The organism is Thermodesulfovibrio yellowstonii DSM 11347, assembly GCF_000020985.1.
In the GTDB taxonomy this organism is placed as follows: Bacteria; Nitrospirota; Thermodesulfovibrionia; order Thermodesulfovibrionales; family Thermodesulfovibrionaceae; genus Thermodesulfovibrio; species Thermodesulfovibrio yellowstonii.
The window spans coordinates 1,264,290-1,276,935 of the sequence record NC_011296.1; the positions used below are offsets into that span (position 1 = coordinate 1,264,290).

10 protein-coding genes and 1 pseudogene are annotated in these 12,646 nt (G+C 33.5%); 5 read left to right on the forward strand and 6 right to left on the reverse strand.

Features of this window, described 5'->3' with window-relative positions:
- Window positions 1–74: 74 nt before the first annotated feature.
- Genes THEYE_RS06455 through THEYE_RS06465 form a run of 3 tightly spaced genes read left to right on the forward strand, consistent with a single transcriptional unit; the run spans window position 75 to window position 2,816 of the window.
- Window positions 75–1,379, forward strand: a complete 1,305-nt coding sequence (locus THEYE_RS06455) for a cytochrome ubiquinol oxidase subunit I (protein WP_012545853.1) — start codon at window positions 75–77, stop codon at window positions 1,377–1,379.
- A gap of 2 nt (window positions 1,380–1,381) precedes the next feature.
- A complete protein-coding gene (gene cydB / locus THEYE_RS06460) occupies window positions 1,382–2,404 on the forward strand; it encodes a cytochrome d ubiquinol oxidase subunit II (protein WP_012546753.1) in 1,023 nt (340 codons plus the stop codon).
- Window positions 2,322–2,816, forward strand: a complete 495-nt coding sequence (locus THEYE_RS06465) for an RrF2 family transcriptional regulator (protein ID WP_012544996.1) — start codon at window positions 2,322–2,324, stop codon at window positions 2,814–2,816. Before cydB ends, THEYE_RS06465 begins: the two co-directional genes overlap by 83 nt.
- Here THEYE_RS06465 and THEYE_RS06470 read toward each other — a convergent pair.
- From THEYE_RS06470 to THEYE_RS06480, 3 genes are all read right to left on the reverse strand, one after another.
- The gene (locus THEYE_RS06470; RefSeq protein ID WP_012546058.1) at window positions 2,811–3,356 is read right to left on the reverse strand and encodes an HD domain-containing protein; all 546 of its coding nucleotides are present in this window, start codon (window positions 3,354–3,356) and stop codon (window positions 2,811–2,813) included. The genes THEYE_RS06465 and THEYE_RS06470 overlap by 6 nt on opposite strands.
- Window positions 3,357–3,368: 12 nt before the next feature.
- Complete coding sequence (locus THEYE_RS06475; RefSeq protein WP_164924850.1) at window positions 3,369–4,559, reverse strand: MFS transporter; 1,191 nt, start codon at window positions 4,557–4,559, stop codon at window positions 3,369–3,371.
- Between the two features lie 100 nt (window positions 4,560–4,659).
- Entirely contained in the window at window positions 4,660–5,766 is a 1,107-nt protein-coding gene (locus THEYE_RS06480) for a cysteine desulfurase family protein (RefSeq protein WP_012545327.1), read from the reverse strand.
- 49 nt (window positions 5,767–5,815) lie between these two features.
- Between THEYE_RS06480 and THEYE_RS06485 the strand changes: the two genes are divergently transcribed.
- Together THEYE_RS06485 and THEYE_RS06490 are read left to right on the forward strand one after the other, a co-directional pair.
- Window positions 5,816–7,144, forward strand: a complete 1,329-nt coding sequence (locus THEYE_RS06485; RefSeq protein ID WP_164924851.1) for an MBL fold metallo-hydrolase RNA specificity domain-containing protein — start codon at window positions 5,816–5,818, stop codon at window positions 7,142–7,144.
- Entirely contained in the window at window positions 7,131–8,348 is a 1,218-nt protein-coding gene (locus THEYE_RS06490; protein WP_012546061.1) for a radical SAM/SPASM domain-containing protein, read from the forward strand. Before THEYE_RS06485 ends, THEYE_RS06490 begins: the two co-directional genes overlap by 14 nt.
- Here the strand turns inward: THEYE_RS06490 and THEYE_RS06495 are convergent.
- From THEYE_RS06495 to ftsA, 3 genes and pseudogenes are all read right to left on the reverse strand, one after another.
- A complete protein-coding gene (locus THEYE_RS06495) occupies window positions 8,320–9,963 on the reverse strand; it encodes a radical SAM protein (protein WP_012545178.1) in 1,644 nt (547 codons plus the stop codon). The genes THEYE_RS06490 and THEYE_RS06495 overlap by 29 nt on opposite strands.
- Before the next feature lie 277 nt (window positions 9,964–10,240).
- Window positions 10,241–11,329, reverse strand: a pseudogene (gene ftsZ, locus THEYE_RS06500) (cell division protein FtsZ); the annotation flags it as partial.
- A gap of 23 nt (window positions 11,330–11,352) precedes the next feature.
- Window positions 11,353–12,639 carry a cell division protein FtsA gene (gene ftsA / locus THEYE_RS06505; RefSeq protein ID WP_012546083.1) on the reverse strand — a complete coding sequence of 429 codons (1,287 nt, stop codon included), beginning with the start codon at window positions 12,637–12,639 and terminating at the stop codon, window positions 11,353–11,355.
- Window positions 12,640–12,646 lie beyond the last annotated feature (7 nt).

The following is a 12,646-nucleotide window of genomic DNA, read 5'->3' on the forward strand; positions in this document are numbered from 1 at the left end:
TTGTATTTATAAGCACTTGACAAAATTTTTAAAAGTGGATAAAATTAGTCAACAATAAAATTTAGGAGGGAAGTATGGACACAGTTTTATTAAGCAGGCTACAGTTTGCTGCAACTGCAGCCTTTCATTTTATCTTTGTTCCTCTTACTCTCGGACTATCCATTCTTGTAGCCTACATGGAAACAAAGTATGTAAGAACTGGAGACAAAGACTACTTAAGAATGGCAAAGTTCTGGGGGAGGCTTTTTGTTATTAATTTTGCCTTAGGGGTTGTTACGGGAATTACTATGGAGTTTCAGTTTGGAATGAACTGGGCAGAATACTCCCGCTATGTAGGCGATATTTTTGGTTCACCACTTGCGATTGAAGCAACTGTTGCCTTCTTTCTTGAGTCCACTTTCCTTGGTGTCTGGATTTTTGGCTGGAATAAAATATCTCCAAAACTTCATGCCCTTTCCATCTGGCTTGTGGCTTTAGCTACCAATCTGTCTGCTTTATGGATTTTGATTGCCAATGGCTGGATGCAGCATCCTGTGGGATATGTAATAAATAATAACCGTGCTGAGATGGTTGATTTCTGGGCAGTTGTAACAAATGCCTACGGGCTTCTTAAATTTGCCCACACTGTTCTTTCAGGCTGGGTAGTAGCAGGATTTTTTGTGCTTGGAATCTCAGCCTACCATCTGCTCAATAAAAATGAAACCGAATTTTTCAAAAAGTGTCTAAAAATTGGTGCTATATTCGCTCTTGTAAGCTCCATATTGGTTGCTGCAGTTGGTGATTTTCATGCAAAGGAAGTAGCACATACTCAGCCAACAAAGCTTGCAGCAATGGAATCTCTTTGGAACACCACTACGAACGCACCTATGTATTTACTCCTTATCCCAGACCCTGAAAATGAAAAAAACTCAGTTGAGGCAATAGGAATACCTTCAATGTTAAGTATACTTGCTGGAAAAAAGGAAATCAAAGGCTTAAAAGAGTTTTCACCCTCTGAAAGACCTCCTGTTACTCTTACTTTTGTGAGCTTTAGACTAATGGTTGGATTAGGTTTTCTCTTTATTCTGCTTACTCTTTTGGTTTTGATAAAGTTTAGATATATTGAAAACAGTACAATTTTTTTAAAATTACTTCTTTGGTCAATTCCTCTTCCCTATATTGCAGGTCAGCTTGGCTGGATTGTGGCAGAAGTAGGGAGACAGCCATGGATTGTTTATGGACTTCTAAAAACAACTGATGCTGTATCAAAAGCTGTTGAGCCCTCACAGGTTTTAGCATCCTTAATTGGCTTTACAGTCTTTTATGGTGCATTAGGCATAATTGATATATACCTTCTTGCAAAATATGCAAGAAAAGGTCCTGAACCAAAGGAGGTGTAATCATGGAGTTTCAAATTATATGGTTTATTTTATGGGGATTGCTCTGGGCGGTATATTTTGCTCTTGATGGATTTGACTTTGGAGCTGGTATTCTTTATCCATTTATTGCAAAAGATGAGATGGATAAAAAAGCAGTAATTCATGCAATAGGACCTGTATGGAATGGTAATGAAGTATGGCTTATAACTGCTGGAGGTGCAACTTTTGCTGCATTCCCTACTACCTATGCCTATATGTTTAGTTATCTTTATACGCCGCTCCTTATAATCCTTTTTGCTTTAATTTTACGGGGTGTTGCTGTAGAGTTCAGACCAAAAGCCGTAACAGACACACAAAAAAAACTGTGGGATATTGGTATTTTCTTAGGAAGTCTCATTCCCTCTTTACTTTTCGGTGTTGCCTTTGGAAATATATTTATGGGGCTAAAATTTGATGATTCTGGTTACTATGGAACACTATTTAGCCTTCTTAATCCCTATGGATTACTTGTAGGTTTGTTATTTCTTTTCACATTCATAGTTCATGGAGGATTATGGATATCTCTCAAAGTTCAAGATACCTTAGCAGAAAAAGCAATGGCAAGAGCCAAAAAATTCTGGTATCTACAGGCTATATGCGCTGTCTTATTTCTTATTCTTACAGCAGTATTTACAAATCTTTACGATAACTTCCTCAAACTTCCCTTTTGGTTTGCTGTGCCTGCATTGGCTGTAACATGTCTGCTTGTAACAGGCTTTTATATAATGAAAAACAAAAGAGGTAGAGCTTTCATTTCATCAGCCTTGTTCATTATATCTCTTGTATTTAGCGGTGTCATAGGGCTTTATCCAAATCTTATTCCTTCTTCAATTGACTCTAAATACAGTCTTACGCTATTTAACTCTTCCTCAAGCCCTTACACTTTGAAAATAATGACAATTGTTATTATAATTTTTGTTCCGATTGTTCTTTTTTATCAGGCATGGACATATAAAACATTTATGTATAAAATTACAGAAAAAGAGCTTAAGGAGGAAGGCTATTAAAGGACTACAGATTACAAGGGAAACAGATTATGCAATTAGAACTGTGCTTTATCTTTCAGGTAAAAAAGATTACTCTGCACGGGCAGAGGAGATATCACAACAGATGCAAATTCCAAAAAGCTTTTTAAGGAAAATACTGAAACAGCTTGAAAAAGTAGGATTAGTTCAACTTAAAAGAGGGGTAAGCGGTGGCATAAAACTTTTAAGAGAGCCTGTAGAGATAACACTGTTTGATGTAATAGTTGCAATGGAAAAAGCAGTAGCTTTAAACAGATGTGTAATAAATGACAAAATCTGTGGACTAATCTCTCACTGTCCTGTACATCCTGTCTGGTTTAAAGTTAGAGAAAGGCTTATTCAGGCTTTACAGGAAATTAAATTTCAAGAATTAGCTAAGGGGGCTGCTTCATAAGGCAGTCCCTTCAAACATATTAATCCATTCCTTAAAAATTCTGACCTTTTCTTCACCGTATCTTGAAAGGTCTTTGATAATCTCATCAACTGTTCTTACTCTTACTGAACCATCAGATTCTTTTGAGAAAAATTTATCTGCATAGGCAATTATTTTTTCCTCTAATGTAATGGGGATCATGTCTCTTTGAGGTAAAGGAAGATTTTTTTTAACTATTTCTTCCTTTGTTATTCCTACGCCAGTGTGTCTCTCGCAAACAAGAGCATGATTAGGATATCCCTCCTTTTCAAGTATTTCTTTTCCAAGATAACCATGAGCTAAATAGGGATATTTGCCATGACAATCAAATTTCGGAGTATTTGTCATAAAAATTCCTATGTCATGCAACATTGCTGCCTCATAGATAAACTGTTTATCTGCATTTAAATTTTCCGCTATTTTTACTGCTTTTTCTGCAACTTTCTGTGAATGATTAACAAGAATAATAAATGCCAAACTTTGAGGACTATAGTATTTTTTTATGACTTCTAATGGATCCATTTTTTCATTATATCATGAAATTCTAATACGAGTTGCAGGTAAAATTTTAAGAAAAATAATTCCTCCAGCTAAACATATTAAAGAATAAAGTTCAAGCACTGGGTTAACGCCAAATCTGTCAACAAGAATTCCCGCAAGTAAATTCCCAATTGGAGTAAATCCTAAAAAAACAAACGCAAAAAAACTCATTATTCTTCCTCTGAGTCTTTGTTCTGTCTGATGCTGAATAAAGCTGTTACTCACAATAAAAAAATTAACTAAGGCAAAACCTATTATAAAAGCAAATGAAATTGTAATGTAAAATTCATTGAAAAATGCAATTCCGAAAATAGCAACAGGAAATAAAAGCGATGCTCTAAAAATGTGATTTAGCTTTTCTTTAATATCTTTTTTTAATGCTATGAGAATGCCAGCTAAAAGTGAACCTGCTCCTATAGATGAGACAATTATACCAAAACCCTTAGCTCCAACATTTAAAACCTCTCCAGCTATTATAGGCAGTATTGTCATAAAGGAAAGGCCAAATAATGTAAAAATTCCCACTGCACAAATTGTATACAAAATTTGTTCATTTTTAAGAAGAAACCTAAATCCTTCTTTCAAACTTTTTCTGAAAGACCTATTTTCTGAAGCACTTAAAGGAAAGTCTGGTTTAATGCTCAGAAGAATTAAAATAAGAGGTATAAAACTCAATGCATTAAGGTAAAAACACATATAAAAACTCAAATGAGTCACAATAAATCCTGCAAAAACAGGTCCTGCAATTCTTGCGATATTAAAAGATATTGATTGCATTGCTACAGCAGTAGTAATCATCTCATGAGATACTATTTCAGTTATAAAAGCCTGCCGAGCCGGCATATCAAAAGCAGTAGCTACTCCAAGAATGAAAGATGCTGCGGCAATATGCCAGATATTTATAACATTTAAGTGAATAAGGATACCAAGAATCACAGCAGGTAAACATGATAAACACTGGGTTACAATTAAAATATTTCTCCTTGGATATCTGTCAGCTATTACACCTCCAAATAATGTGAAAAGAAGCGCAGGGAATGAAGCAAGAAAAGAAATCAATCCGAGATAAAAAGCGGATTTAGTAAGAACATAAACAAGCCAACTCTGTGCTATTTGCTGCATCCATGTGCCACTTAAAGAAATTATCTGACCTATCCAGTAAGCTCTGAATTCCTTAATTTTCAATGGATGGGACATCTTTTATTATATCATTTTATGTTCTTTTGACTTGCCTTATAGTATGAAGAACTTTTTATTTTTGAGTTAAAAAACATTTATGAGAGCTTTATTCAAGTTCTTGTTTAATTATTTCAATAGTTTCCATGACTTCATCAACCGTTGTAAATTTTCCTGTGCTTATTCTTATTGAGGAGAGAGCATCTTCAGGAGAAACACCCATTGCAAGCAAAACATGGCTTGGTTTCCTTGTTCCTGCATGGCAAGCAGAACCTGATGAAATTGCGACTTTGCCAGATAACCTCTCAACGAATTCATCTGCCAATATACCTTTGATTGAAATATTTATTGTGTTTGGAAGTCTTGGAGCTTTCTTTCCGTTAAACTTAACATTATGAATCTCAAGAAGTCCGTTAAGTAATGGCTCTGTAACATGATGAAGATGTTCGGTTATTTGAGAAAACTCTTGAGAGATTATTTCACTTGCTTTTCCTAATCCTGCAATATAAGCAGTATTTTCAGTCCCTGGTCTTAAGCCTTTTTCATGAGATGCGCCCAAAAGCACAGGCTTTATAATAAAATTTTTTCTTATATAAAGCGCTCCAATTCCTTTAGGTGCATAAAATTTATGCCCTGCTAAACTAAGCATTGTAACAGGAAGTTCATTTACAGAAACAGGAACTTTTCCAATACTCTGAGCGCAATCTGTATGAAAAGGTATTTCTTTTTCAAGAAGAATCTCTCCAATTTCTTTAATTGGCTGAATTATACCTGTTTCATTATTTGAGTGCATTATAGTTACAAGAATCGTATCCTTTTTTATTGCTTTCTTTACATCTTCTGGATCAACAATGCCTCCAGGACTTACAGGAAGAAAAGTTACATCATATCCCATGCGAAGAAGTTGTCTGCATGGATTAAGCACTGAAGGATGTTCAATTGAAGATGTTATTATATGCCCTTTGCTAAAACATAAAGCTCTTCCAAATATTGCAAGATTGTTTGACTCTGTGCCTCCTGAAGTAAAAATTATCTCTTCAGGTTCTGCTTCAATAAGTTCTGCTACTTTCTTTCTTGCAGTTTCAATGATTTTTCTTGCGTTTTTACCATAGCTATGAGAGCTTGAAGGATTTCCGAACTCCTCAAAAGTTCTTATTATTTCTTCTTTTACTCTTGGTTCTAAAGGAGTTGTTGCATTGTAATCAAGGTAAATCATGTTATATAAATTTATCAAAAAATATATTTTTTATGCTATTATTTATTTCATGAAAATTCAGTTTTTCGGAGCAACAAAAACTGTCACAGGTTCATGTTTCCTCCTTGAAATAGAAAAACAAAATATTCTCATTGAGTGTGGACTTTTTCAGGAAAATGATAAAGAATTCCTAAATTATGAACCTTTCCCATTCAATCCAAGAAAAATAGACCTCGTTATTCTTACTCATGCTCATCTTGATCACTCTGCTCTTATTCCAAAGCTTGTCAAAGAAGGACTAAGATGCAGAATTATCACAACTCCTGCCACAAAAGACCTTCTTGAAATAATGCTCTTTGATGCATTAAAAGTACAAAAAAATGAGAATCATAAACAACTTCTTTATGATGAAGAAAATATATACAAAGCTTTGAAACAGATAGAAACTTTACCCTATCAAAAAACATTAAATTTTAATGGAATAAGCATAAGATTCCTTGATGCCGGACATATTCTTGGCTCAGCAACTGTTGAAATAAAAATTAATAATAAAACGATTGTATTCTCAGGAGATATTGGAAGAACAGGGAATCCGATTTTAAAGGATCCTATCCCTCCAACTGAAGCAGACTACCTTGTTTTAGAGTCAACCTATGGAAACAGACTTCATAAAAATCTTGAAGAAAGTATTAAGGAGCTTATTCAAGCGATAAAAGATACATTTAAAAAAGAAGGGAATGTTATAATACCAGCTTTTGCTGTTGGAAGAACCCAAGATTTGCTTTATATTCTCAATAAATCTGTAAGGCAGGGAATTTTAGAACCAATAGATGTCTATCTTGACAGTCCTCTTGCAGAAGAAGCCACAAGAATATATCTTTCACATCCAGAACTTTTTGATGATGAAGCCTTAAGAGAAATGAGACACCCGAATCGCTCATCCATAAAGCTTCATTTTATAAAAAGTGTTGAAGAATCAAAAAAACTTAATACAATTAACTCAAAGGCTGTTATTATTGCTGGAAGCGGAATGTGTCAGGGTGGAAGAATAATATATCACCTTTATCATAATATTTACAGAGAACAATGTAGCATTATCTTCGCAGGATTTCAGGCTAAAGGCACACTTGGAAGAAAAATTGTTGATGGAGAAAAAGAGGTTTTGATACTTGGTAAAATGCTTCCAGTAAAAGCTAAAATTTACACTATTGGAGGTTTTTCAGCACATGCTGACAGAGATGAACTTCTTGAATGGCTTAAAGCTATCAAAACAAAGCCTGAAATTTTTATTGTGCATGGTGAACCAGAAGTCATTGATATTTTTAAAAAATCAATAGAAGAAAGATTCAACTTTAGATGTCATTGTCCAGAAAGGCTTTCCACTTATGAAATTGGGTAAGTATTATCTCAATGAAAAAATCTTTATAAAACTAATTGAGTTTCCTGCACTTTATAATATAAAAACAGATGAAATTTACTGTATTGATAAAAGGGCATTAAAAATACTCAGTGACATATCAGAAAGTAATGCTCTACCCAATACACTCAATAAAGGGGAAAAAGATGACAAAAAATTCATTGAATACTGCTTAAATGAAGGAATTTTAACTAAAATCCCTCAAAAAAGAATTAAAACTGCAATAGAGCAATCACCAATTCCATCTCTAAGATATCTTGAGCTTCAGATTACAAATCGTTGCAATCTAAGATGCAAACATTGCTTTGTAAATTCAGGTACATGTCAGAAGAAAAAATTTTCGCATTTTGTAGATATAGACAAGTCTCAGGAACTTTCTTTTGAAAAAATAAAAAAAACTCTCAAAGAGTTTGAAAAAATGCAAGGATTAAGAGTTCTGATTACAGGTGGAGAACCTTTATTACATTCAGAATTTAAAAAAATTAATAATTTTATAAAAGACCTCGCTATAAGGAAAATTCTTTTTACAAATGGACTATTACTCAATGATAACATATTAAAAAATCTAAATTTTGAAGAAATCCAGATAAGCCTTGACGGAATGAAAAGAGGACACGAAATATTAAGAGGACAGGGAACATTTGATAAAACTTTAAAAGCAATTAAAAAATCCATTGATTACGGATTTCAAGTAAGTATCGCAACAGTTATTCATAAAGAAAACATAGAAGAGTTTGATGAACTTGAAAACCTTATCAAAACTTTAAAAATAAGGGAATGGACCATTGATGCCCTTACAATTACAGGAAATTTGAAATTAAATAAAGAACTCTGGGTTTCTCCAGAAAAAACCTACACAATCATGCAGAAATATGGGTTTTCCGTAGAAGACCATCCAAGAGCAGAAGGATATGGATGTGGTGCCCATCTTATGGCAATCCTTGCAACAGGTTCAGTTGCTTTTTGTTCTTTCTATGAAAATGAACCTATTGGACAAATTGATGAAGGGTTAGAAAATCTATGGAAAAAGAAAAAACAGATTATTTTAAAAGAACTTGAATGTTCTGAAATAAACTGCGCATTTCTTCAGGAATGTAGAGGCGGTTGCAGATTTAGAGCCAGAACTTTAAGTGGAAATGAAAAATCTCCTGACCTATTTAAATGTTATCAGTTTGGCAGGCTATAGCTATTGCTTTTTCGTACTCCTTCCACAAAGCCTCTTTGCTTAATCCTTCATGTTCAATAAAATCCCATGGGAGATAATCATTAAATGATTTTATTTCATAAAGGCTATCCTGTATTTCATCAAAAAAATGCCAAAAATTTTCTCCCTTTGAAAGTCTCTCAATCACTGAAATTGCTTTTCTTGGAGCCTTTGCAAAATAACCTTCCATGTAAGAATACTTCGGGACTTCATGAACAAGTTTAAATCCTTTAATCTGCAATGTGTCTTTTTTTAGTTTTTTCAGTTTCTCTTTAACTATTTCATATTTCTCCATTCTATGCCATTGAAACGGAGTAAAAGGCTTTGGAACAAATATACTGACACTTGCTGTTATCTTGCGTTGAAAAACACTCCGAATTTTTTTAATAAGATTAACTATTTCATCAATCTCTTCGTCCTTTTCAAAAGGAAGACCTATCATGAAATAAAGCTTGAGAATTTCAAGTTCTGTTTCATTAAGCTCTTGAGCAATAAGCAATAAATCATTTTCACTTATTTCCTTTTTTATTATCCTTCTGAGTCTGTCAGTCCCTGCTTCAGGAGCTAAAGTGACGGTTTTACGTAATGCGAGAGTTTTTAAAATTTCAATAGTAGATTTATCCGCCCTTAAGGAAGTAAAAGACAATTCAACATCAGAAATTTTTAATAATTCTTTTAGTTCCTTATAAGCTGTAATTGAGGGAGCTATTAAACCTGCCTGAAAAGGTTTAAGTTCCTCAATTTTTGATTTTAAATCTTCAATGTTAGCCTTTCTGACAGGTTTATATACATGTCCTACAAGACAAAATCTACAACTAAAAGGACATCCACGCATGGTTTCAACAAGAAACATATTAGAAAATACAGCTTCTTGTGTTATTATTTGAGAAAAACTAAATTTTTTTGTAAATTCTTTACAGTAAACTCTTTTTATCTTTTCAGAAGCATTGTTCCAGACGGGTTGTCTTCCAATCAATTTTCCATGTGCATCATGTATTTCCTCATAAGCCTCTGGAACATAAAATCCATCAAGTTTTAAAACTTCTCGTTTAAGATTTTCTTTAAAATCCTCTTCATAGGAATTATTCTTAACAAACTTATAAACTTCAATAAATTTATCAATAAGTCCTTCAGCCTCACCAATGAAAATAATATCAAAAATTTGAGCTACAGGTTCGGGATTAGTAAAACATAAAACTCCACCTGCTATTACCAAAGGATGATTAAAATTCCTTTGAAAACTATAGTAAGGAACCTTACCGAGTTCAAGGATTTTTAAAATGGATGGATAATCATTTTCAAAACAAAGACTGAAAGCCAATATATCAAATGCATAAATAGGAGTTTTTGATTCAAATGAAACAAGGGGATATTTTTTATAATCCTCTATATCTTTTGGAAGAAAAACTCTCTCACAGACAATATCTTTTCTTTGATTAAAAAGCCTGTAAACAGTTTGAAATCCTAAATTTGATATTCCAATCGGATATAAATTTGGATATATAAGACATATTCTTATTCTGCCACCATGTTCTTTAAAAATTGTGCCCTTTTCTTTCTCTAATAGAGCATTAATCTTTTCAAATATTTTTCTCATTCAGTATTTTATGTTTCTTTCTTAAATAAGCTGGAATATCAATTTCATCTTCAATCTCTGGAGGAATATCTTTGGAAGGTTCTTTAAGAAAGATAACTGAATTTTCATGTTCTACAGGCTCTGTTTTTTGTTTTTCATCAGTAGGCTCTAATTTTGTTTCAGAATGTTTAGTATTTTCTTGAGCTGAGACTGAAGATACTAAATGCTCATCTGTTTCTTTTTTCAAAGAAGTTTCTGATGCGGTCATATCTAAATCTGACTGTTTACTGGAAAAATTTGAAACTGAATCAAGACTTAATGAAGAAAGAGATTGAATATCTTTTGAAATAATTCTCTTTGTTTCTTTCAAAGAAATGCTGCTACTTTTAGGCATCCATTTCTCAGTGGAGCTTAAAGTTATCTCTTCAGATTTATCCTCAAAACCTGTTGCAATGACCGTGACAAATATCTCATTTTCTATTTCAGATTTTATTACAGTTCCAAATATTATATTTGCGTCTTCATGGGCAATATCATATACAGTCCCAGCAATTTCTTGAACTTCATCAAGAGTAAGATCAAATCCTCCAGTGATATTTATGAGAATTCTTTTAGCACCTTCTATGGATGTTTCTTCAAGCAGTGGATTATTAATTGCCCGGCGAGCTGCCTCAGTTGCTCCTTCCTGTTTTGTGCATGTTCCAAGTCCTATCACAGCCTTACCAGAGTTTTCAATAATAGTCCTTACATCTGCAAAATCTCTATTTATAAAGCCTGGACTTAAAATAAGATCTGAAATTCCCTGAACAGCCTGCCTTAAAATATCATTAGCAATTGCGAAAGATTTCACAAGAGGAGTTCCTTTTTCAACAACCATGTAAATTCTATCATTAGGAATAACAATTATAGTATCTACATATTTTTTAAGCTCTTTTATTCCAACAACTGCATTATGAAGCCTTTTTTTACCCTCAAAATAAAAGGGCTTAGTAACAACTGCTACTGTCAGTATTCCAAGTTCTTTTGCTAAAGAAGCAATCACAGGTGCAGCACCAGTTCCTGTTCCTCCACCCATTCCAGCAGTTATAAAAATCAAATCAGAACCTTCTATGCAAGAAAGAAGTGTATCCTTGTCTTCAAATGCTGATTTCTTGCCAAGTTCTGGATCAGAACCTGCACCAAGACCTTTTGTAAGCTCTTTTCCAATCTGCACTTTAACAGGAGCTAAGGAAATTTCAAGATGTTGTATATCTGTATTTACTGCTATAAATTCAACTCCATAAATACCAGAAGAAATCATTGTATTTACAGCATTCGTGCCTGCTCCTCCAACTCCTATCACCTTTATCTTTGCTACAGGTCTCTCTACTTCTTCAATTTCAAACATTTTGCTCCTCCTCCCTTCTAATTTTATTTAAACTTTCTTAAGGTTTTTTCCATTATCCATGTTCCAATTTTACTAAATAATTTCGCTAAACCAGAGTATGACTCACTAAAACCTCTTGTTTTAATTGCATAAATTATTGTTCCTATGGTTGAAGCAAATTCGGGAGTAAAAATTTCTTCAAATTCCTCTTTCTGCTCCATTATACTTTCATCTAAACCAAACTCGGAACAAACTGTCATGAGTCCTGTATCTGGTTTTCCTATTCTTGCAGGTATTGATAAAAATCCTTCAGCTAAGGAGATAAAACCCTGCATCAATGATGTCCCACCTGTAAAAACTACTGAAGATATAGAAATATCCTGAGGGATAGAGGTAAATTCCTTTTTTAAGACTTCCAGTATTTCTTCACATCTTGCATAGATTATCTCTTTTATCACATTAAGAGGAATTTTAATAGAATGCTTATCCAGTCCAACAATTTCTATATCTTTTTCATTTTCTTTGAACTTCAAACTACCAAATCTGATATCAGGCAATGCAACTCCGAATTGCGTTTTTATTCTCTCTGCTTCATGGAATGGAATTTTTAATCCTATTGCTAAATCATTTGTAATGTGATTACCTCCGATACCATATGTTGCAACATGTCTTAAATAACCATCATAAAATACTGCCATGTCTATGCTTCCTCCACCTATATCAACAACCAGTGTTCCCATTTCTTTATCATGTTCTGAAAGTGTAGCCTCCGAAGAAGCCACACTCTGAAGCACAATGTCTTCAACTTCAATGCCCGCTTTATTACAACATGTAATAAGATTCTGAATATGTGACGATGAAGCAGTTATAATATAAACCTTAGACTCAAGCCTTAATGCCTTCATTCCAACAGGATCTTTTATCCCGTTTACTCCATCCACAACAAATTCAACAGGTAGAATATGAACTGCCTGTCTATCATAAGGAATCTGCATAGCAGTTGCTGCTTCAATTGCTAAATCAACATCCTGTTCTGTTACTTCTCTCTTCTTTACTTTTACTGCTGCATTACTACATATACCTTCAATATCACTTCCAGAGGAACAAACAAAAGCTTTTTTCAATCTTATTCCTAAGGTGCTCTCTATATCCTGTAAAGATTTCTTAATAGATGAAATCATTGCTTCCATGTCAACTATTTTGCCTCTTTTTAAACCAGCAGATGGATAACTCTTTAAAAAATCAATTACTAATTTTCCACTTTCAATTTTTGCTCCTGCAAATGATATTTTTGTTGTTCCAATATCAATTACTTTAATCATTTCACTCATTTTTAAA

Excerpts from the sequence above, each read along its gene's own strand:
- THEYE_RS06455 (WP_012545853.1), top strand. The coding sequence starts at position 75 with ATGGACACAGTTTTATTAAGCAGGCTACAGTTTGCTGCAACTGCAGCC.
- cydB (WP_012546753.1), top strand. The coding sequence starts at position 1,382 with ATGGAGTTTCAAATTATATGGTTTATTTTATGGGGATTGCTCTGGGCG.
- THEYE_RS06470 (WP_012546058.1), bottom strand. The coding sequence starts at position 3,356 with ATGGATCCATTAGAAGTCATAAAAAAATACTATAGTCCTCAAAGTTTG.
- THEYE_RS06480 (WP_012545327.1), bottom strand. The coding sequence starts at position 5,766 with ATGATTTACCTTGATTACAATGCAACAACTCCTTTAGAACCAAGAGTA.
- THEYE_RS06485 (WP_164924851.1), top strand. The coding sequence starts at position 5,816 with ATGAAAATTCAGTTTTTCGGAGCAACAAAAACTGTCACAGGTTCATGT.
- THEYE_RS06490 (WP_012546061.1), top strand. The coding sequence starts at position 7,131 with ATGAAATTGGGTAAGTATTATCTCAATGAAAAAATCTTTATAAAACTA.
- THEYE_RS06495 (WP_012545178.1), bottom strand. The coding sequence starts at position 9,963 with ATGAGAAAAATATTTGAAAAGATTAATGCTCTATTAGAGAAAGAAAAG.
- ftsA (WP_012546083.1), bottom strand. The coding sequence starts at position 12,639 with ATGAGTGAAATGATTAAAGTAATTGATATTGGAACAACAAAAATATCA.